The organism is Dissulfurirhabdus thermomarina (assembly GCF_012979235.1).
Taxonomy (GTDB): domain Bacteria; phylum Desulfobacterota; class Dissulfuribacteria; order Dissulfuribacterales; family Dissulfurirhabdaceae; genus Dissulfurirhabdus; species Dissulfurirhabdus thermomarina.
Genome location: NZ_JAATWC010000009.1, coordinates 81458 through 101584, shown reverse-complemented (window position 1 = coordinate 101584; position 20127 = coordinate 81458). Strand labels below are relative to the sequence as shown.

Genomic DNA, 20127 nt, shown 5'->3' with positions numbered 1-20127 from the left:
GGGCCGGCACCGCGGGGCGGCGGCCCGGCTAGCGGAGGAGACCCGCCCGGGCCAAGAGGCTCCGCACCGTCTGGGTGGGCTCGGCGCCGCGCCCGAGCCACTTCTCCAGACGGTCGGCGTCGACCTTCACCTCGGCGGGATCCTTGAGGGGGTCGTAGGTGCCGAGGATCTCGAGGAAACGCCCGTCCCTCGGCGCCTCGCTGTTGGCGGCCACCACCCGGTAGAAGGGGCGCTTCTTGCGGCCCAGGCGGGCCAAGCGGATTCGGATTGCCATGGCTCTCAACGTCCTCCGATCACGATGGCCCCGCGAAGAGGCGCGGGCGGCGGTACCGCCCCGGGTGCCCCTCCATGGGGGCGATCCTCGCCGGGCCATCTCGTCTTGAATGTGGTGTGCGTTCGTCGGCTCATTCGCCCGGTATCCACCGGTGAAGCCCGAAGGTAAGCGATTCTACCAGGGGAGCATCCCCTGGGGCAAGTTCCGGAACCCGCCCTTGCGCATCTTCTTGAACATCTTGGCCATCTGGGCGTAGTTCTTGAGCAGGCGGTTGACGTCCTGGACGGTGGTGCCGCTGCCCCGGGCGATCCGGCGCCGGCGGCTCCCGTTGATGACCCGGTAGTTGCGCCGCTCGGCGGGGGTCATGGAATCGATGATGGCCTCGACCCGGACGAGTTCCCGCTCGTCGGGCATGAGGCCCTTGGCCTTCTTGAGCTGGGCGCCGAGCCCCGGGATCATGGAAAGGACCTGCTCGAGGCTCCCCATCCTGCGGAGCTGGCGGAGCTGATCGCGGAAGTCCTCCAGGGTGAAGGCGTCCTTCCGGAGCTTTTCCTGGAGTTCCTGGGCCCGGCGCCGGTCCATGGTGGCCTGGGCCTTCTCGATGAGGGTCAGGACGTCCCCCATGCCGAGGATGCGGTCGGCGATACGCTCGGGGTGGAAGGGCTCCAGCTGGTCGAGTTTCTCCCCCACCCCCACGAACTTGATGGGCGTGCCCGTGACGGCCTGGATGGAGAGGGCGGCCCCGCCCCGGGCGTCGCCCTCCACCTTGGTGAGGATCACCCCGGTGAGTGAGAGGTCCGCGTCGAACTTGCCCGCGATGTTCACCGCGTCCTGGCCCGTCATGGCATCGGCCACCAGGAGGATCTCCTGGGGCTCGAGGCGGGCCTTCAAGTCCCGGAGCTCCCCCATGAGGGCCTCGTCCACGTGGAGGCGGCCGGCGGTGTCCACGATGACGGTATCGAGGCCCTGGAGCCCCGCCCGGGCCACGGCCTCTCGGGCGGTCTCCACGGGCGGGCGCGAGGTGTCCGTGGGATGGACGGGGACCCCGATGCGTTCCCCGAGGACCCGGAGCTGCTCCACGGCCGCGGGACGGTAGACGTCCGCCGGCACGAGGTAGGGGGCGCGCCCCTTGGACAGGAGCCACCGGGCCAGCTTGGCCGCGGTGGTGGTCTTGCCGGAGCCCTGGAGCCCCACCAGGAGGAGCACCGCGGGCTGGCGCCCGGAGAGGTCCAGCTGGCGGTTTCGCCCCCCGAGGAGCGCCACCAGCTCGTCGTGGACGATCTTGACGACCTGCTGGGCGGGGGTGAGGCTCTCCATGACCTCCCGCCCCACGGCCCGCTCCCGCACCCGGGCGACGAAGTCCTTGACCACGCGGAAGTTGACGTCGGCCTCGAGGAGGGCGAGGCGGACCTCCCGCAGGCCCTCCTGGATGTTGTCCTCGGAGAGACGGCCGTAGCCCTTCAGGCGCTTGAAGACGGACTCGAGGCGGTCGCTCAGGTTGTCGAACATGGCGTATTGCCCGGCGGGCGGCATTCGCCGATACCGGAACCGAAGCAAGCTAATGGACTCCCCCGGGCCTGTCAAGCGGGCGCGGCGGAGATCCCCGCGGCAGCGGCCCTTCCCGGCCGCATCCGGAGGCGGTATGCTCTTGTCGGAGGAGGTCCCGAGCATGCCCCGAAGCCCCCTGAGCCGCGCCCCCCTGCCGCTCTTGCTGGCGGTGCTGGCCGCCTTCTGCCTCCCGGTGCCGGCCCCGGCCGCCCCCCTCCGTATCGTGGCCAGCATCCTTCCCCTCCGCGACATGGCGCAGATGGTGGCAGGCCCCGGGGCCGAGGTCACCCTGCTCCTTCCGCCGGGGGCCGGGCCCCACGCCTGGTCGCCCCGCCCGGGCGACATGGAACGGCTCCGCCGGGCGGACCTCGTGGTGGCGGTGGGCGGTGGCCTCGAGCCGTGGCTGCGGGATCTCGCGGCGGGGGGCAAGGGCCGCGTCCTCTCCGCACTGCCGGACCGGCCCGGGGGCCACGCAGACCCCCACGTCTGGCTGGACCCCGGCTGGGACCGGGCCTTCGTCCACCGTCTGGCCGAGGCGCTTGCCGCCCTGGACCCCGGAGGCGCCGCGGGCTATGCCCGCCGGGCGGCGGCCGCCGCCGCGGCCTTCGCGGCCATCGACGCCGACTACCGGAGGGTCCTCGGGGCGTGCGCCGCGCGAACCCTGGTGGTGGCGGGGCACGCGGCCTTCGGGCACCTGGCCCGGGCCTACGGCCTGGAGCAGCAGGCGCTCACGGGCCGGAGCCCGGATGCCCGGCCCTCTCCGCGCCGCATGGCGGAGCTGGCCGGGCTGGCCCGGCGGCGGGGGGTGGCGGCCGTCTTCTACGAGCCCGGCGAAGGCGACCGGCTGGCCCGGGCCCTGGCCCGGGAGGCCGGGGTGAAGGCCCTCCCCCTGACCCCCGGGGTCGCCCTGGACCGGGCGGACATCCGCGCCGGCGTCACCTTCCTCGACCTCCTCCGCCGCAACCTTCGGAACCTCGCCGCCGGGCTCGGCTGCCGGCAGGAGCCCCAGGCCGGCGCCGAGGCCTCCCCCTAGCGCCGCCGCTCCTGGAGCGTGGTCTCCACCACGTTGAACCGGTCGTGGAGGTGGGCCGCGATGCGGTCGAGGAGATCGGGGGCCGCCCCCTCGGCCAGGGTGACGTGGGCCGTGTAGATGAGCCGGTCCACGGTGAGGGCCCACAGCCGGCCCGCGTCGATCTCCTCCACCTCCGGGAAGGCCCGGAGGATCTCCCGGGCCACCTTTTCGGAATCGATGCCCGCCGGGGCCTCCTGGAGGAGGATGCGGCCCGAGTCGCGCAGCAGCCCCCATCCCCAGGCCAGGATCAGGAGGGAGATCCCCACGCTCAGCACCGGGTCGATGGCGACCCATCCGGTGAAGTGGATCACCACCGCCCCCGCCACGATGGCCACGGACGAGATGGCGTCGGCCAGCATGTGGAAGACCACCCCGCGGATGTTCATGTCGCGCCGGTCACTGCCGTGGAGGATGAGGATGCTGATCACGTTGGCCAGGAGGCCGAGGAGCGCCACGGCCAGCATGGGGAGGGTCAGGATGGGCTCCGGGTGGAGGAACCGGAGGACCGCCTCGTAGATGATGGCGAGGGCGGCCAGGAGGAGAAAGATGGCGTTGACGAAGGCGGCGAGGATCTCGGCCCGGACGAGGCCGAAGGTGCGGTGGTGGCAGGGAGAGCGGTTGGCCGCCACGATGGCCACGAGCGCGATCCCCAGGGCGAAGACGTGGGTGAACATGTGCCCCGCGTCGCTCACCAGGGCCAGGCTGTGGACGAGGATACCGCCGGCCACCTCGGCGGCCATGACCACCAGGGTGACGGCCAGGGACCAGAGGAGCTTCCGCCGTTCGAGATGCCGATAGCCCCCCGGCCCGTGGTCGTGGCCGCCCGAGCGGCAGTGTGCGTGCTCGTCCATGCGCGGGGTCCGTCTCCGATGGTGGGCGCCGGGAGCGCCCCTTCCCGCCACTATGCAACCGCCGGGGGGACGTGTAAACCCCCGGCGGGCCCGCCTTGCAGCGAGGCGCTGGCGCCAACGCCGCAGCCGGCGGGCTCCGGCGATACCACAAAAAACGGGGCCGCCGGGCATCTTCCCCGGCGGCCCCGACCGTCCTCCGGCCCGCGGCGCCTTAGAGCGCCGTGAGCTTGATATTCTTCACGAAGGTGGAATAACGGCCCTTCTCGTACTCGTGGGTGGCCGACTCGAAGGACAGGGCGAAGCCGTCGGGCTTTCCGAGGTCCACCTTGGCCTGGCCCATGGGCCGCCGGGCCTCTCCCTCCTTCTGGATGAAGACCTGCATGAGCCCCGCCGAGTAGACCACCTCCATGGCGGCCCACTTGAAGCGCTCCTTGTCGCACCGGTTGCCGAAGAGGTGGAACTTGGCCTTGGCCCCCGTGGGGAAGACGAGGACGTCGGCGGCGTTGTCGAAGAAGAGCTCGTGGACGCGCTTGCCGCCCCTTTCCAGGAAGCGGATCTTGATCCCGTCCTGGCAGCCCATCCAGACGTCGAAGGAGAGCCGGAAGCCCGGGGTGAAGCGCACGTTGCGGAAGACCAGGTCGTCCCAGCCGGCGGGCATGACCGCCACCAGGGCCCCCTGCTTCTTGAGGACGACGGCGGTCTTGCTGAAGGCGGAAAGGCGCTGCCCCTTCTCGTACTTGTCGAGGTCGAGGGCGAAGAGCACCTGCCCGGGGCGGATGCCCGGCTTCGGGGCCGGGGCCTTCCGCGCCGCCGGCGCGGGACGGGGGGGCGGGGCGGCGCCGAGACGCCGCTTCCCGAGGGCCGCCAGGGCGGCGCTCATGGGAAGCGTGGTCCCGGCGGCATAGACCACGTTGCCGCTCCGGGTGTCCACGACCTTGGCGATGACACGCATCTGGCTCGGGAGCGGCGTATACGAACCGGTCACCAGGAGACCGACGCCGAAACGGGCCCCGAGGGCCCGGGCGGTCTCGCGGGATACGGGGGCCAAGAGGTCGGCCCCGAGTTCCTTGAACATGTTGGTGAGCTGGGACCGGACGATGACCTCCATGTTGGCGCCGGGGACGTTGAAGAGCTTGAGGACCAGCTCGTCGGCGAGGTAGTGGCTGAGCTCGGTGTAGGTCCCGTCGGTGTCGGGGAAGGGCATCACGGCCAGGGTCCGCGCCTTGCGGGCCTTGGCGCCCCCGACGATCTGGGCGGCCAGGTCCTGAAGGCCGGCCTCCAGGGTGGGCGCGGCCGCCCGGGCCGGCGCGGTGCACAGGACGAGGAAGAAAGTCAGGAGAAGTGACAGCCTTTTCACGTAAACCTCCAAAAAATCTGGAAGGCGCGACCCGTGGACGCGCCCGGCGGTCTGGTCGGCGGAACCCGGGGGATCCCGTTCCTGGCGCCGGCGGTGCGGCCGCCGGCCCGGGACGCCCACCCAAGCACGGCGGGCCGAGCGAGAAGGACCCGTTGCCTCCTTCCCTCTATCGAATCTTTGGAACGAATCCTTGAAAGGGAAGGATCTACCACTCGGGCCCGGAGGGCTCAAGAAATGATACAAGATGGAATTTAGCCGACGGGATGCCGGCTGGCAAGCCGTCGGCGGCTGGAACGGTTCAGAATTGGAAGCCGATTCGGCCGCCCACGACCCAGCCGTCCAGGTTGGCGTCGAGCCGCACGGCCACGCCGTGGACCGAGTCGTGGAAGCCCGCCTCCTGGGTCCACCATCTCCGGGCCGAAATCCCGGCGGAGAACCGGCTCGCAAAACGATAGGTGACGGCGGCCTCCAGGTGGACGCCGGTGACGAAGTCGCTGTCGTTGAAGGTGCGATGGTCCCACCAGAAGTTGTCCAGGTCGCCGTCGAAGTAGGCGTAGTAGAGCCCCACGCCGCCGCCGCCTTCGAGCTCCAGGCGGCCGAGGGGAAGGTGCCCCACGAGGGAGACGGTGAGGGGCAGCACGGCGAGGTTCATGTCGACATCCGTGTAGCCCACCACGGGGTAGAAGCGGGAATGGTCGCCGTGGGCCGCGGCGTATCCCGCCGCACCCTCCACGGAGAGTGTCGGGGTGAGGTGGTAGCCGTAGGAAAGGAGAAAGGCCGTGCGGGTGTGGAGATCGGCGTCGTCGAGATCGTCGCCGGGCACGAAGGCCCCGAGCTGTCCGGCGAAATAGGACCGGTCGGCCCAGTCGGCCCCGGCGCCGGCGGCGCCTGTCATGCCGATCACGAAGGAGACGAGCCCCAGGAGTCCGAAAACGATCCGCCTCGTCATGGCCACCTCCCCGGCGCGGCAACGCCTCGACGAACCGATTATGCGGCCGGGCGGGTCCGGGGTCAAGCAGGGGCGCCTACTCCGCGGACGGGGGCCGCAAGGCCTTGGGCACCACCCGGACGAAGCGGCGGCGGGCCGCCTTGAGCAGCGCCCGGACCGCGGCCGCCTCCTCCACCTGGAAACTCCCCTCCAGCACCTCGATGTAGCGGCCGAGCAGCTCCCGGACGTCGGCCAGACCCGCCGCGTCCATGGCCCGGATGGCCACGTTGGCACCGCGGGCGAGCCGGCGCTGGAGCGCCGCCCGGTCGAAGCCGAACTCGGGGTAGAGGCACTGGTAGATCACCCCGCCGGTCATGCCGGCGCACATCCAGGGACCGGGATCCCCCAGGACCACGGCCCTGCCGCCGGTCATGTACTCGAAGGCGAAGCCCTTGAGGTGGGCGCGGCTGGCGATGTTGCCCTCCCCGTCGCGCACGGGCTCGGTGATCCGGGCGCCGAAGACCGCGTCGGCCCCGGACATGCGGATGCAGGCCCGGGAATCGGCCATGTTCTGGACGATGGAGAGGCCGGAGATGGCGCCGTAGGCATGGCTCTTGCCGGTGGAGCCGTCCACGCGTTCCCCGAGCAGGTTGCACCCCTTCAGGATGGCCAACGTCCCGCCGAAGCTCCCCTTGACCGGACCGTCCTGGGCCCCGCCCTCCACCACCGCGTCCACCCCCTCGGTGTTGAAGGCGCAGAGCCCGTTGCCCGGCACGGAGGCACTCAGCCACAGCCGGGCCCGGCGTCCCGGGGGATGGCCGAACTCGCGTTCCATGGCCCCGGCGAGGTAGGTCCCCACGGCCCGGTCGGTGCTCCGCACCCCCTCGTCGGTGTAGACCACCTCGGTTTCGCCGCGGCGGAAGCGCTCCATGGCGATGTCGGAGATCAGGCGGGTGAGGTGATTCAGGGGGCGGCGCGCGGCGCCCGGGCGGAGGCATTCCTCCGGCTGGCAGGCGGGACCGGGCCGGCGCAGGATGCCGGCCGCGTCCACCCGGTCGGCCATCCGGTACTGCTCCAGGAGGTCCGTCCGGCCCACGAGGTCACGGAGCCGCCGCTGGCCCATCCGGCCCATCCACCAGCGGATCTCGTCCCCGATGGCCCGGAGGAGCCGGGCCAGGTTCTCGGCCTCCACGTCCACCACCCGGGGGCTGAAGCCCTTGACTCCCTTGGCCTCGGCCTCCTCCCGGCTCCGGAGCTGGGTCGAGATGCCCCGGGGGCACCGGTCGAGGTGGCACCGCCGGCAGCTGATGCAGCCCACCCCCATGAGGGCCACGGTCCCGAGGCCCACGCGGTCGGCGCCGAGGAGGATCATGCGCAGGACCTCGTGCCCGCTCCGGATGCCGCCGTCCACCCAGAGTTCCACCTTGTCGCGAAGGCCGGACTCCACCAGGCTGCGGTGGGCCTCGCTGACCCCCACCTCCCCGGGCAGCCCCACGAACCGCTTGGCGTGCTCGCGGGCCGCCCCGGTGCCGCCCTCGAACCCGCTCAGGTTGACGATGTCGGCCCCGGCCTTGGCGATCCCCACGGCGATGGTGCCGACACCGCTGGTCACCGGGATCTTGACGGAGACCTTGGCGCCGGGATTGGCGGTCTTGAGCTCGGTGATGATCTGGGCGAGGTCCTCGATGGAGTAGATGTCGTGGTGGTTGGAGGGGGAGATGAGGGTGATGCCCGGCTTGCAGTGCCGGGCCCGGGCCACCATCTCGGAGACCTTGGTGCCGGGCAGGTGCCCGCCCTCTCCGGGCTTGGCGCCCTGGCCGATCTTGATCTCGAGGTAGTCGGCGGAGTTGAGCAGCCCCATGAAGACCCCGAACCGGCCCGAGGCGATCTGCTGGCCGCGGTTGTGCCGATACCGGCCGAGCATGTCGGGGATCTCGCCCCCCTCGCCGTTCATGCAGATGATGTTGACCTTCTTGGCGGCCTCGGCGTAGGCCCGGAAGGAGTTCTCCCCCTGGGAGCCGAAGGACATGGCCGCGATCACCATGGGCATGTCGTGGCGGCCCACGGAGATGTCCACCTCGTCCATGGGGACCGCTTGATCCTCGGGCACCGTCTTCACCCGGAGCACGTGGCGGAGGCCGGTGGGGACCTCCTCCTCGATCCGCGCCAGCTCCTCCGCCATCTCGAGGTAGCCCTTCTTGCCGAGGGCCACGCTGCGGAGCACCCGGCCCACCCGGGGGTTCCGGGCGGGCTCGGCGTAGACGGGCGTCGGCTCCGGCGCCCCGGCGCGTTCCAGCCGGCGCCGCGCCGCCGCCTCCATCCGGGCGAATCCCAGGCCGACCTCCTCCGAGGGGCAGAAGTTGGGCATCTGCATGATGCGGGCGAGTTCCGGGGCCAGCCCGATGGAGGAGAAGATCCGCCCGTAGCCGCAGAGCTCGTGGATGCCCATGGTGGACATGACCTTCTCGATGCCCTTCTGGAGCACGGCCATGTTGCGGCGGACGACCTCGGCGGGTGTGAGCTTCTCCCCGCCGAAGTCCAGGGCCGACCGCCACAGGAGGTAGGGATTCAGGGCGTCGGCGCCGAGCCCCAGGAGGAACATGACGTCGTGGAGGTTCCGGATGGCCCCGGAACGGACCACGAGGCTCGTCTCGCGGCGGAGCCCCCACTGCACCAGCCGCTCTCCCACGTAGGCCAGGGCCACCGCCGGATCGATATAGACGCGGCCGCCGCGGAAGGTGCGGGTATCGTCCAGGAGGAGCACCACGGCCCCGGCCCGGACCGCGCGCTTCGCCTCTCGGGCGAGGGCCTCGAGCCGGTCCCGGATTCCCTCGCCCTCCACCTGGAAGGTGATATCGAGCACCCGGACCCGGCCGGGGTCACGCCCGCCGCTGGTGAAGAAGGCCAGGACGTCCTCGAGGGGGGCCGTTCCGAATTCCCGGGCGATGGAGCGGACGGTGCGGGCGTCGAGGAGGCCATCGAGGCTGCCGCCGCCGAGGAGCAGGGGGTTTCGGAGCTCCATGGCCAGGGGCGGCCGGCGCTTGTCTCCCTTGATGTCCGGGCGGGAGCCGAGGATGGTGCGGGTGGTGAAGTGCTCGGCCTCCCGTTCCCGGTCGATGGCCGGGTTGGTCACCACCGCCACGTTCTCCTTGAAGAAGTCGGCGACGTTGGGGAGGGCCTCCGGCACGAAGGCCGCCAGGGGCCCGGTGTGCCCCATGGAACCGATGACCTCCCGGCCGCTCAGGGTGACGCGGCGGCGGATCTCGAGGTCGTACTTCTGCCAGCCGAAGGCCGCCATGGCGTTCTCGTTCTTCAACCGGGCGGGGGCGGCCAGCCCCTCGCCGAGGACCTTCTTGGCCACGGCACCGGCGCTGCGCCGGTTGCCGTCGTCCCCCAGGACCTCCACGCGATGGAAGTCGGCGAGATAGCGGCGGGCCCGGCGGCGGTTCTCCATGAGCCGGGCGAGCCGCCGCTGGATGGCGCTGTAGTCCAGGACCTCGGCCCGGCGGCCGCGCCCCCCGAGGATGGCCACCTTCTCGCCGGGGGCCAGGGGACGGGGGTCCCGCATGGTCCGCTTGAGGTCCACCACGCCCTTCTCGGAGGAGAGGAAGTAATCGTAGTCGCTCTCGCCGAACCAGAGGGGACGGAGCCCCAGGGCGTCCACGCTGCCCATGCAGACGTCCCCGTAGCGGGCCACCACCGCGGCCGGCCCCTGGGCGGAGCAGGGGAAGAACCAGCGGTAGAAGTCGTAGACCGGGCGGATCTCCCCGGGGCCCCGCTCCACCTCGGTATGGATGGCGGGGAAGACCATCTCCAGGGCCTCGAGGATATCGAGGTCGTAGAGGTTGGCCAGGCCCTCGATCACCCGGTTGAGGTCCTGGGAGTCGCTCCCGCCGGGAACGGGTTCGATCCCCATGACCCGTCCCGTGCTCCGGAGCCGCTCGATGGTGTTGATCTCACCGTTGTGGCCGAGGAGGGAAAAGGGCTGGGCCCGCTCCACCGTAGGGAGGGTATTGGTGGAATAGCGGCTGTGCCCCAGGGTGATCACCGAGCGCATGCCGGGGTCGAGGAGTTCCGGGAAGACCCGGGGCAGGAGCTCCGGCAGGCCCCGGAGCTTGAAGACCACGTTGTCGAGGCTGAGGGAGGCGATGTGGAGATCCGGGACGGCCTCCTCGATGGCCATCTGGAGCCGGAAGAGGCGCCGCGCCGAGGCCTGCCGGCTCTCGTCGGGGATCGTCCCCGCCACCTGCCAGAAGAGCGGCGCCTCGGAGCGGGCCCGGGGCCCCAACTCGCCGTCCCGGGTCCGGCCCTCCAGCTCGAGGAGGAGCTCGGCCCCCCGGGCGGCAAAGAGCCGGCGTACGCGTCCCTTGACGCGGCGGGCCTCCCCGCGGATGGCCGCGGGCAGGAGAAAGTGGCCCACGAAGAAGCCCTCGCTCTCGGCAAGATGCGGGCTCAACCCGGCCCGGTCCAGGCGCCGGGCCCATATGGCCCGGGGGATGTCGGCGGAGATACCGCACCCGTCCCCCTCCCCGTGGATGTCCCCGGAGCGGTGGCCCATCTTGCGGAGGGCGTCGATGGTCTGGACGATGTTGGCGTGGGTGGCCCGCCCCCGCTTGTCCACGAGGGCGATGATGGCACAGGCGTCTCTTTCCCGAACAGGCGAGCTGGTCATGCCCTATGTCCCTTCCCGGTTGACGTGGCGGAGACGGGGCCCGAGGGCGGCCCCGCCCGCGTCGAAATGACCTCGAAGCATATAACGAGGAAGGGCGGATGCCAAGGGTCCAGACGGATTCCGGGGCGTGGAACGGCGGCACGCCCGGCGGAGATGAGGACGGCGAAGGCCCCGGGCCGGCGCAGGGTGCAAGAAGTGAAGATGGCGTCGCAAAGCCATCTGAATGGATGGCCAAGCAAAAAATCGCCAGATGCAAGGCGCGAAGAGTCTAGGAATGAGGCGTGCTTGGGCTACGCCGCAAGGACGAGAGCATCCGGAGCACCGCAGCAGCCCGCGACTTTTTGCGACGCCATCAAGGAGGGGGCCGGCGCGGCAGGGGCCGGCCGGGCGTCAGCCGTAGACGCCCCGGCGGAGCAGGGCCTCTTCCACGGCGGCGAGCACGCCGATGTCGTCCAGGAGGCCGCGCAGCGGGTCGGTGGCCGGGAGCCGGTCCCGCAGCTCCCTCAGATCGTCGAGGCGCTCGGAGAGGCCGTCGGCGGCCGCCCGCATCTCCTTCCCGGAGACGGCGGGGTCTCGGAAGAGGCCGCCGATGTGGTCGAGGAGCCCGAGCGTCTCCTCCCCCACGGCCAGGGCCGCCTGCGCCGCCGCATCCGGCGCGGCCGCGGGCGCCACGGGGCCGCCCGCCGGCGCCGCATCGGGCGCGCCCGCCTTGGCGGCGGCCTGTTCCAGCGCCGCCGCGAAGTCTCCCTTGCCGGGTTTCGCGGCGGGCCGTTCCCCCGCGGGTATCGGGATCTCGGGACGGATGTCGTGGATCTTCATGGCGGACCTCCTGCCGGCCGTCGCGGTTCCGGTTTAACATGAAGGGACCGGTGTCCCGTTCACCAGAACTTAATGCAAGGAGCGTGCTCAGTGGAAGACCCTGGAGGACCGCCGGTCCGCATCGAGGTCACCGACGTCCTGGATCTCCACGCCTTCCGGCCGGCGGAGATCCCGAGCCTGGTGGCGGATTACCTAGTCCTCGCCCAGGAGAAAGGCCTGGTGGAGATCCGCCTCATCCACGGCAAGGGCCGAGGGGTGCTTCGGCGCCTGGTGCGCGGCATCCTCGACCGGCACCCGGCGGTTCTTTCCTACCGACCGGCCCCCGAGGATGCGGGCGGCTGGGGCGCCACCCTGGTGACCCTCCGCGTTGCCGATTCCTGAGCCCTGTTTTATCATGCCGCCATGATGTCCCATATCGCCTCCAGTCCGCCGGTCCGTGCCGCCACACGGACCGTTTATGTTGGGCCGGTGCCGGTGGGCGGCGGGCACCCGGTGGTGGTCCAGTCCATGACCAACACCGACACCCGCGACGTCGAGGCCACCCTCCAACAGATTTATCGGCTCGCGGAGGCGGGGTGTGAAATCGTCCGCGTGGCGGTGCCGGACGCGGCGGCGGTCCAGGCCCTGGAGGCCCTTCGGCCCCGGACCCCCCTCCCTGTCATCGCCGACATCCACTTCGACTGGCGCCTGGCGGTGGCCGCCGTCCAGGCCGGGGCCGACGGCATCCGCATCAACCCCGGCAACATCGGCGGGCGGGACCGCCTGGCCCGCGTGGTGGACGCCGCCCGGGCCCGGGGCGTCCCCATCCGGATCGGCGTCAATGCCGGTTCCCTCGAAAAGGACATCCTCGAACGCCACGGGCGCCCCTCGGCGGAGGCCCTGGTGGAAAGCGCGCTCCGAAACGTCGCCCTGGTGCGGGAGATGGGGTACGAGAACCTCAAGATCTCCCTCAAGTCTTCCGACGTCCGCACCACCGTGGCGGCCTACCGCCGGCTCGCCCGGGAGGTGGACTTCCCGCTCCACCTGGGCGTCACCGAGGCGGGCGGGCTCATCGCCGGCACCGTGAAGAGCAGCGTCGCGCTCGGCGCCCTCCTCATGGAGGGGATCGGGGACACCCTCCGGGTCTCCCTCACCCGCGACCCGGTGGAAGAGGTGCAGGTGGCCTACGAGATCCTCCGGGCCGCCGGCCTCCGGAACCGGGGGCCGGAAATTATTTCCTGCCCCACCTGCGGCCGCTGCGAGATCGACCTCTTCTCCATCGCGGCGGAGGTGGAGCGACGGGCGCGGCGGATCCCCCACCCCATCAAGCTCGCCGTCATGGGCTGCGTGGTGAACGGGCCCGGCGAGGCCCGCCACGCGGACCTGGGATTGGCCGGCGGAAAGGGGGTCGGATTGATCTTCAAGGGGTCGAAGATCCTCAAGAAGGTCCCTGAAGACCGGTTGCTCGATACCTTCTGGGCCGAGGTGGAAAGGCTGGTGGCCGCCCTCCCGGCCGGAGGCGCCGAATGAGCCGGCGCGGCACAGGCCCCGCCACGACGAACGGCCCGGAGCGGCGTCCCACCCGGCGGCCGCCTCGGGGCCGGCATCCGGAAAGAGACCATCCATGTACTACTCCCGCTATTTTCTCCCCACTCTGAAAGAGACCCCCGCGGACGCCGAGACCGCCTCGCACCGCCTCATGCTCCGGGCGGGCATGATCCGGAAGCTGGCCTCCGGCATCTACACGTACCTCCCCCTGGGGCTCCGGGCCCTCCGGAAGGTGGAGAACATCGTCCGCGAGGAGATGAACCGCGCCGGGGCCCAGGAGGTGCTTCTGCCCATGGTCCAGCCCGCCGAGCTCTGGCAGGAGACCGGCCGGTGGGACCGCTACGGAAAGGAGCTGCTCCGCATCGAGGACCGGCACGGCCGGGCCGCCTGCCTCGGGCCCACCCACGAGGAGGTCATCACCGACCTCGTGCGGAAAGAGGTGCGGTCCTACCGGGACCTTCCCCTGAACCTCTACCAGATCGCCACCAAGTTCCGGGACGAGATCCGGCCGCGGTTCGGCCTCATGCGGGGCCGCGAATTCATCATGAAGGACGCCTACAGCTTCGACGCCGACGAAGAAGGCCTCGACCGCACCTACCAGGCCATGTACGCGGCCTACAACCGGATCTTCGAACGCTGCGGCCTGGACTTCCGCCCGGTGGAGGCCGACACGGGGACCATCGGCGGTGACACCTCCCACGAGTTCATGGTGCTGGCCGAGACCGGCGAAGACGTGGTGGCCGCCTGCACCGCCTGCCCCTTCGGGGCCAACGTGGAGCTGGCCCCGAGTTCCCCCACCCCCTCCGATCCCACCGCCGGGGAGGCCGAAGAGACCCCCCGCCGGGTCGAGACGCCGGGGCGGCGCACCGTGGAGGAGGTCACGGCCTTCCTGGAGGTGCCGGCCTCGCGCCTCGTCAAGACGCTCCTCCTCGTCGCCGACGGCCGCCCCGTGGCCGCCCTGGTGCGGGGCGACCACGAGCTGAACGAGGTAAAGCTCCAGCGGCACCTGGGGGCCGACACCCTGGCCATGGCCGATGAGGCCACCGTCCGGCGCCTGACGGGCGCGCCGGTGGGCTTCGCCGGCCCGGTCCGCCTCGACCCCTCCGTCCGGGTGGTGGCCGACCACGGCCTCGAGTCCCTCCGGAACTTCGTCTGCGGCGCCGGGGAGGCGGACGCCCACCTCGTGGGCGTGAACTGGGGCGCCCACGGCTGCCCCCGCCCGGAGTTCGCCGACATCCGGCTCGTCACCGAGTCGGACCCCTGCCCGCGCTGCGGCGGCCGGCTGGAGCTCAAGCGGGGGATCGAGGTGGGCCACATCTTCAAGCTCGGCACCAAGTACAGCGAGGCCATGGGCGCCACCTTCCTCGACCCGGACGGAAAGGAACGCCCGCTGGTCATGGGCTGCTACGGGATCGGGGTGGGCCGGACGGTGGCCGCTGCCATCGAGCAGAACCACGACGCCGACGGGATCGTCTTCCCGGTGCCGCTGGCCCCCTTCCAGGTCATCGTGAGCGTTATGAACGTCCGGGACGGGGCCCTCCGGGCCGCGGGCGAGGAGATCTACCGCGCCCTCCGGGAGCGGGGGGCCGAGGCCCTGCTCGACGACCGGGACGAACGGGCCGGGGTCAAGTTCAAGGACGCCGACCTCCTGGGCATCCCGATCCGCATCACCGTGGGCCGGAAACTCGCCGAAACCGGGTCGGTGGAGGTCACCCGCCGCGCCACCCGCGAGACCGAGGACGTACCGGCGGCGCAAGCGGCGCAGCGGGCCCTGGCCATGCTGGCATGATCCGCCTCACCGACATACTGGACCGGATCCACTCCTACCTCCCCGACGCCGAAACGAGCCTCGTCGAAAAGGCCTACATCTTCTCGGCCAAGGTCCACCACGGCCAAGTCCGCCTCTCCGGCGAACCCTACCTCTCCCACCCCCTCGCCGTGGCCCACATCCTGGCCCAGCTTCGGCTCGACATGGCCAGCATCGCCGCGGGCCTCCTCCACGACACCGTGGAGGACACCCTGGCCACCATCGAGGAGATCCGGGAACTCTTCGGCGACGACGTGGCCCTCATCGTGGACGGCGTGACCAAGATCAGCCAGATCACCTTCCGAAGCCAGGTCCACCGGCAGGCCGAGAACATCCGGAAGATGATCCTGGCCATGTCCAAGGACATACGGGTCCTCCTGGTGAAACTCGCCGACCGGCTCCACAACATGCGCACCCTCGAGTACCAGCGCGCCAACAAGCGGGAGCGGATCGCCCGCGAGACCCTCGAGATCTACGCCCCGCTGGCCAGCCGGCTGGGCATCGACTGGATCAAGCGGGAACTCGAGGACCTCGGCTTCGCCTACCAGTTCCCCGAGGAATACGAAAACCTCAAGAAGGCCGTGGAGACACGGCTCGGCCAACGCCGGGCCTACGTAGAGGAGGTCAAGGAGCTCATCGCCCGCAAGATGGCCGAATTCGGGCTCTCCTGCCGGGTGCTGGGGCGGCCCAAGCACCTCTACAGCATCTACCGGAAGATGCGGAACCGGAACCTGCCCCTCGACGAGATCTACGACCTCATCGCCTTCCGCATCATCCTGAAGACGACCCAGGAATGCTACGAGGCCCTCGGCATCGTTCATTCCCTCTGGAAGCCCGTCCCCGGCCGGTTCAAGGACTACATCAGCCTCCCGAAGGCCAACATGTACCAGTCGCTCCACACCACGGTGATCGGCCCGGACGGCGAGCGCATGGAGATCCAGATCCGGACCGAGGAAATGGACCGGGTGGCCCGCGAAGGCATCGCCGCGCACTGGCTCTACAAGGAAGGGAAGATCCTTTCCCCGGAGAAGGCGCGGCAGTTCGACTGGCTCAACCAGCTCATGGAGTGGCAGAAGGATCTCGAGGACCCGCGGGAATTTCTCGAGTCGGTCCGCATGGACCTCTTCCCCAACGAGGTCTACGTCTTCACGCCGAGGGGAGAGGTCAAGGAGTTCCCCCAGGGCGCCACCCCCATCGACTTCGCCTACGCCATCCACACGGAGGTGGGGCACCACTGCGCCGGGGCCAAGGTGAACGGGCGCATGGTGCCCTTGAAGTACCAGCTCCAGAACGGGGACGTGGTGGAGATCATCACCTCGCCCCACCATACCCCGAGCCGCGACTGGCTCAGCCTGGCCAAGACCAGCCGGGCCCTGGCCCGCATCCGGCACTGGATCAAGACCGAGGAACGGGAGAAGAGCCTCGCCCTGGGCCGGGATCTCTGCCTGCGGGAGTTCCGCAAGCACCGCCTCGACTTCAACGACCTCTTGAAGGACCGCGCCAAGGCCGCCGAGGTGGCGCGGGCGCTCTCCTTCCGGACCCTGGACGACCTCCTGGTGGCGGTGGGCTACGGAAAGGTCTCACCGGTCCAGGTCATCCGCAAGGTGCTCCCGGCCGGAGCGGCCGGAAAGGCCGAGGGCCCGGCGGCCCCGGCCGAAGCGCCGACGGAGGGCGCCCCGCCGAAGGGCCGCGAGGGAATCGTCATCGAGGGGGTGGACAACCTGCTGGTCCACCTGGCCCGATGCTGCACCCCCGTCCCCGGCGACGAGGTCGTGGGCTACATCACCCGGGGCCGGGGGGTCACGGTGCACCGGGAGAGCTGCCGCAACGTGCGGAGCCTGGAGCCGGGCCGGCGCGTGGAGGTGACGTGGGCCGGCGGCGACGAGGCCACCTACCCCGCCCGGCTCAAGGTCATCGCCGAGGACAAAAAGGGGATGCTCGCCGCGGTCAGCAACGCCATCAGCGCCGCGGAGGCGAACATCCTGGAGGCGCGCGTGCAGACCACCCCGGACCACAGGGCCGTCTTCAACTTCTTCGTGGAGGTGGACGATGCCGCCCACCTCAAGCGGGTACTGTCCGGGGTCCGGCGCGTCCAGGGAGTGATCCGGGTGGACCGGCTTCGTTGAGACCGGCCCGGGGCGGAAAGGCGCCCCTGCAAGCGACGCAGGCAGGGGGCTTCAGGCGAGGGGCTTCGTCACCCGCCCGGTCCGGATGCACCGGGTGCAGACACGGATCCGGCGGGGCCGGCCGTCCACCACCGCCCGAACCCTCTGGAGGTTGGGCAGCCAACGACGGCGGGTGTGATTGTTGGCATGGCTCACGTTGTTGCCGGTGACGGGTCCCTTGCCGCAGATGTCGCATACCTTGGCCATGGCGCTCGTTTCCTCGATCTGGGATGGAAGTGCGGCCCTTTATAACGCGTCCCGGCCGCAGCCGCAACCACCGGGGCTGAAGGACACGGCCGCCGCGGACGATAAGCCCCTTGAGGGCCATGCCCGATCCAGATGCAGGAGGGAAGCCGGATGATGCCCCAGGCCGAGACCCCGAAACGACGTGAGAAGAGGGCGGAGTCCCTCATTCGGGTGGATTACCGCACCCGGGACCGTTCCTTCACCGGGTTTGCGGAAAACCTCAGCGTGGGCGGCCTCTTCATCGCCAGCCCCTCGCCCCTGCCCAAGGGAACCCTTCTCACCCTGGAATTCACCCTGCCCGGCGACGCCGCTCCCCTCCGCCTCAAGGGCATCGTGACCTGGACGCGGGAGGCCACCCTCGCCCCCGGCCAGCGCCGCGGCATGGGGATAAAGTTCGAGCACCTCTCCCTCGAGGCCCGCCAGCGCCTGCTCCAGCTCATCCGGTCCGCCGGCTAGGCCGGGGCGACCGAGGGAAAGCGGTCCAGGAGCCTCCCCAGGCCCTCCAGCGCGGGGCGAACCGCCGACTCGGCGTGGGGCTCCAGGGTCAAGATGGGGCGGCGGCCGTGGGCCGCCAGCCAGGCGAAGAGCCCGTCGAAGTCGAGGATCCCCTCCCCCACCGCCAGGTGATCGTCGTTCCGGCCCCGGTTGTCGTGGAGGTGGAGCTGCCCCAGCCGATCGCCCAGGGCCTCCAGCCACTCCCGGGCCGGGGTTCGGGAGAAGACCACCTGGTGCCCAAGGTCCAGGCAGAAGCCCACGCCCGGGGCCGGCAGGGCATCCAGCAGGAAGCGGTGCAGCGCCGGATCGTGCTCGAAGACGTTCTCCAGCATGAGGGGCACACCCGAGGCGGCCGCCGCCCCGGCCAGCACGCCGAGAACCTCCAGCGCCGCCTCCCGCCAGCGGTGGAGGTCGCCCCCGTGATGCCGGGGATCGAAGCCGGTGTGGACCACCATGGACCGGGCCCCCAGCTCACCCGCCACCCGGAGGGCCTGGGAGAGCCGTCGGGCCGCCACGCGGCGGATCTCCGGGTCCGCGGCCCCGAGAGGAAGGTCGGTGAAGGGGGCGTGCACGGTGCATCCCAGGCCCGCCGCGCGGAGCCGCCGGGCCACCCGCCGGAAGGTGGGCCACCGGTACCGGTGGAGGAGCCCGGCGTCCAGGCCGATCTCCGGCTGGATCCCCTCCGCCGCCAGGAGCGGGAGATAGCGTTCCACCAGCCAGTCGAAGGGGCAGCAGACGAAGGCCCGGCGCTTGACCGCCTCGAGGTTCATCCCCCGGCCTCCCGGCGGACCTGCTCGCAGACCTCCTCGTAGGTGGCATCGGGATCGAAGCCGGGGCAGTCCGCCCGGATGGCCTCCCAGGCTCCGCGGTCCCCGAGGATGCTCGGGTGGAGCGGCCAGCGGCGGCAATGGGAGGGCTTGACGGGATGCACCCGGCACAGGCCGTCGTCGCCGTAGAAGACGCAGTGGCCGTCCACCACCCGCATCTCCACGCGGCCCGGCCGCTCGACACAGTAGGCCGCGAGGAACGCCCCGGTCTCCATCCCGAGGAACCGGGCCATGGCGGCCTGCTCCCCCGGGGTCAGGGAGACGGTGCTCTCCCCGTGGCAGCAGTGGCCGCAGCAGCAGCATTCGAAGACGGCCTTCATCATCCCTCTCGGTACGGGATTGGATCCGGCACGCCGGCCTCCCGGAACCCCTTGAGCCGCAAGAGGCACGAATCGCACGCCCCGCAGGCCTCGGACTCGCCCTGGTAGCACGACCAGGTCAGATGCAGGGGGGCCCCGAGTTCCACCCCGCGGCGGACGACATCGGCCTTTCCCATGTGGAGGACGGGAGCCGCCACGCGGACGCGGGTCTCGGGCCGGGTCCCCGCCTCGGCCGCCCGCTCGAAGGCCCGGAAGAACTCGGCCCGGCAATCCGGGTAGCCGGAGCTGTCCACCTCGGTGGCGCCGATGTAGATGACACCTGCACCGATGACTTCCGCCCAGGAAACGGCGGCGGCCAGGAGGTGGGCATTCCGGAACGGGACGTAGGTCACGGGGATCCCTTCCTCCCCGAGGGCGTTCTCCGGGACGGGGATGTCGGGATCGGTGAGGGCCGAGCCGCCGATGCACCGGATATGGGGCATCTCCAGGATCAAGGTCTCCCGGACCCCGTAATGGGCGGCGATCTCCCGAAAGGCCGAAAGCTCCCGCCTCTCGGTCCGCTGGCCGTAGTTGACGTGGAGGAAGGCCAGGCGCTCGTGCCGCGCCGCGGCGATGGCCGCCGTGACACAGCTGTCGAGCCCGCCGCTGACGAGGCAGATGGCCTTTTCCCGGTCCATGTCTCCCCTCCGGGGTCGCTTGTGCACCGCCGGGGCGATGCCCATCCGAAATCTACCCCGCCGGGCCCCGTTTCGCACGCCGCGCCCGCGGTGCGGCCCGCCCCGCCGCGGCGCCCCCCCGCTGGAAACCGCTCGGATCACCCCGGGCCGGGCCGAGTGCGAGGAGGCGGGGCAGGGGAAAACGGCCGTAGGGAAGGGCGCAAGGCGCGAAAACGGAAAAGACCGCTTCGGGCGCCGGGAGGCCGGGGCCGGGGCCGGCGCCTTCGGTGACGCCCCAAAAGGATGGCCTCGCCAAAAGTCCTCTGGGTGGATGGCTAAGCGGGAATCGCCAAGGACAAGGCGCGATCATCGCGAGGAACGAGGCGCCGCCGGGGGCTGCGAGGGGCCTGAAGCACCATCGCCATCGGCGATTCTCGCGACGCCATCGAGGAATGAGGCGTACGCCACGGTACGCCGCAAGGACGACAACATCCGAAACAACGCCCCAGCCCGCGACTCTTTGCGACGCCATCAAGAAGGCCCTCCCCGCCGGGAGAGGGCCT

17 protein-coding genes are annotated in these 20127 nt (G+C 70.9%); 6 read left to right on the top strand and 11 right to left on the bottom strand.

Annotated features, from left to right (window positions below):
• Window positions 1–28: 28 nt before the first annotated feature.
• Both rpsP and ffh read right to left on the bottom strand, forming a co-directional pair.
• Window positions 29–274: a 30S ribosomal protein S16 gene (gene rpsP, locus HCU62_RS10040; RefSeq protein WP_163297610.1), complete on the bottom strand. Its 246-nt coding sequence runs from the start codon at window positions 272–274 to the stop codon at window positions 29–31.
• Between the two features lie 174 nt (window positions 275–448).
• Window positions 449–1783: a signal recognition particle protein gene (gene ffh / locus HCU62_RS10035; protein WP_163297611.1), complete on the bottom strand. Its 1335-nt coding sequence runs from the start codon at window positions 1781–1783 to the stop codon at window positions 449–451.
• Window positions 1784–1943: 160 nt separating this feature from the next.
• On the opposite strand from ffh, the gene HCU62_RS10030 reads away from it, so the two are divergent.
• Window positions 1944–2855 (top strand): metal ABC transporter substrate-binding protein, encoded by a 912-nt coding sequence (locus HCU62_RS10030; protein ID WP_163297612.1) that lies wholly within the window; start codon window positions 1944–1946, stop codon window positions 2853–2855.
• Here HCU62_RS10030 and HCU62_RS10025 read toward each other — a convergent pair.
• From HCU62_RS10025 to HCU62_RS11635, 5 genes are all read right to left on the bottom strand, one after another.
• On the bottom strand, window positions 2852–3745 hold the full coding sequence (locus HCU62_RS10025) for a cation diffusion facilitator family transporter (protein WP_163297613.1): 894 nt from the start codon (window positions 3743–3745) through the stop codon (window positions 2852–2854). The genes HCU62_RS10030 and HCU62_RS10025 overlap by 4 nt on opposite strands.
• A 211-nt stretch (window positions 3746–3956) precedes the next feature.
• A complete protein-coding gene (locus HCU62_RS10020) occupies window positions 3957–5102 on the bottom strand; it encodes a FlgO family outer membrane protein (protein WP_163297614.1) in 1146 nt (381 codons plus the stop codon).
• A 298-nt stretch (window positions 5103–5400) separates the two neighbouring features.
• On the bottom strand, window positions 5401–6051 hold the full coding sequence (locus HCU62_RS10015) for an outer membrane beta-barrel protein (protein ID WP_163297615.1): 651 nt from the start codon (window positions 6049–6051) through the stop codon (window positions 5401–5403).
• Window positions 6052–6127: 76 nt separating this feature from the next.
• Window positions 6128–10702, bottom strand: a complete 4575-nt coding sequence (locus tag HCU62_RS10010) for a glutamate synthase-related protein (RefSeq protein ID WP_163297616.1) — start codon at window positions 10700–10702, stop codon at window positions 6128–6130.
• 390 nt (window positions 10703–11092) lie between these two features.
• Window positions 11093–11521: a hypothetical protein gene (locus HCU62_RS11635; RefSeq protein ID WP_181447963.1), complete on the bottom strand. Its 429-nt coding sequence runs from the start codon at window positions 11519–11521 to the stop codon at window positions 11093–11095.
• Between the two features lie 90 nt (window positions 11522–11611).
• Here HCU62_RS11635 and HCU62_RS10000 point away from each other — a divergent pair, with 90 nt between their 5' ends.
• The 4 genes from HCU62_RS10000 (at window position 11612) to HCU62_RS09985 (ending at window position 16981) form a co-directional block, all read left to right on the top strand.
• On the top strand, window positions 11612–11902 hold the full coding sequence (locus tag HCU62_RS10000; RefSeq protein WP_309474754.1) for a Smr/MutS family protein: 291 nt from the start codon (window positions 11612–11614) through the stop codon (window positions 11900–11902).
• A 21-nt stretch (window positions 11903–11923) separates the two neighbouring features.
• Window positions 11924–13030, top strand: coding sequence for a flavodoxin-dependent (E)-4-hydroxy-3-methylbut-2-enyl-diphosphate synthase (gene ispG / locus HCU62_RS09995; RefSeq protein WP_281383006.1), 1107 nt, complete (start codon window positions 11924–11926; stop codon window positions 13028–13030).
• 94 nt (window positions 13031–13124) lie between these two features.
• Window positions 13125–14837, top strand: coding sequence for a proline--tRNA ligase (locus tag HCU62_RS09990; RefSeq protein ID WP_163297618.1), 1713 nt, complete (start codon window positions 13125–13127; stop codon window positions 14835–14837).
• A complete protein-coding gene (locus HCU62_RS09985) occupies window positions 14834–16981 on the top strand; it encodes a RelA/SpoT family protein (RefSeq protein ID WP_163297619.1) in 2148 nt (715 codons plus the stop codon). Before HCU62_RS09990 ends, HCU62_RS09985 begins: the two co-directional genes overlap by 4 nt.
• Before the next feature lie 51 nt (window positions 16982–17032).
• Here the strand turns inward: HCU62_RS09985 and rpmB are convergent, their stop codons facing one another.
• Complete coding sequence (gene rpmB / locus HCU62_RS09980; protein ID WP_163297620.1) at window positions 17033–17227, bottom strand: 50S ribosomal protein L28; 195 nt, start codon at window positions 17225–17227, stop codon at window positions 17033–17035.
• A gap of 150 nt (window positions 17228–17377) precedes the next feature.
• On the opposite strand from rpmB, the gene HCU62_RS09975 reads away from it, so the two are divergent.
• Entirely contained in the window at window positions 17378–17722 is a 345-nt protein-coding gene (locus HCU62_RS09975) for a TIGR02266 family protein (protein ID WP_163297621.1), read from the top strand.
• Here the strand turns inward: HCU62_RS09975 and HCU62_RS09970 are convergent.
• The 3 genes from HCU62_RS09970 to queC are packed head-to-tail and all read right to left on the bottom strand — an operon-like array spanning window position 17719 to window position 19585.
• Window positions 17719–18531 (bottom strand): sugar phosphate isomerase/epimerase family protein, encoded by an 813-nt coding sequence (locus HCU62_RS09970; protein WP_163297622.1) that lies wholly within the window; start codon window positions 18529–18531, stop codon window positions 17719–17721. The genes HCU62_RS09975 and HCU62_RS09970 overlap by 4 nt on opposite strands.
• Window positions 18528–18911, bottom strand: coding sequence for a YkgJ family cysteine cluster protein (locus HCU62_RS09965; RefSeq protein ID WP_163297623.1), 384 nt, complete (start codon window positions 18909–18911; stop codon window positions 18528–18530). Before HCU62_RS09965 ends, HCU62_RS09970 begins: the two co-directional genes overlap by 4 nt.
• On the bottom strand, window positions 18908–19585 hold the full coding sequence (gene queC / locus HCU62_RS09960) for a 7-cyano-7-deazaguanine synthase QueC (RefSeq protein WP_163297624.1): 678 nt from the start codon (window positions 19583–19585) through the stop codon (window positions 18908–18910). The genes HCU62_RS09965 and queC overlap by 4 nt, the downstream gene beginning before the upstream one ends.
• Between the last annotated feature and the right edge of the window lie 542 nt (window positions 19586–20127).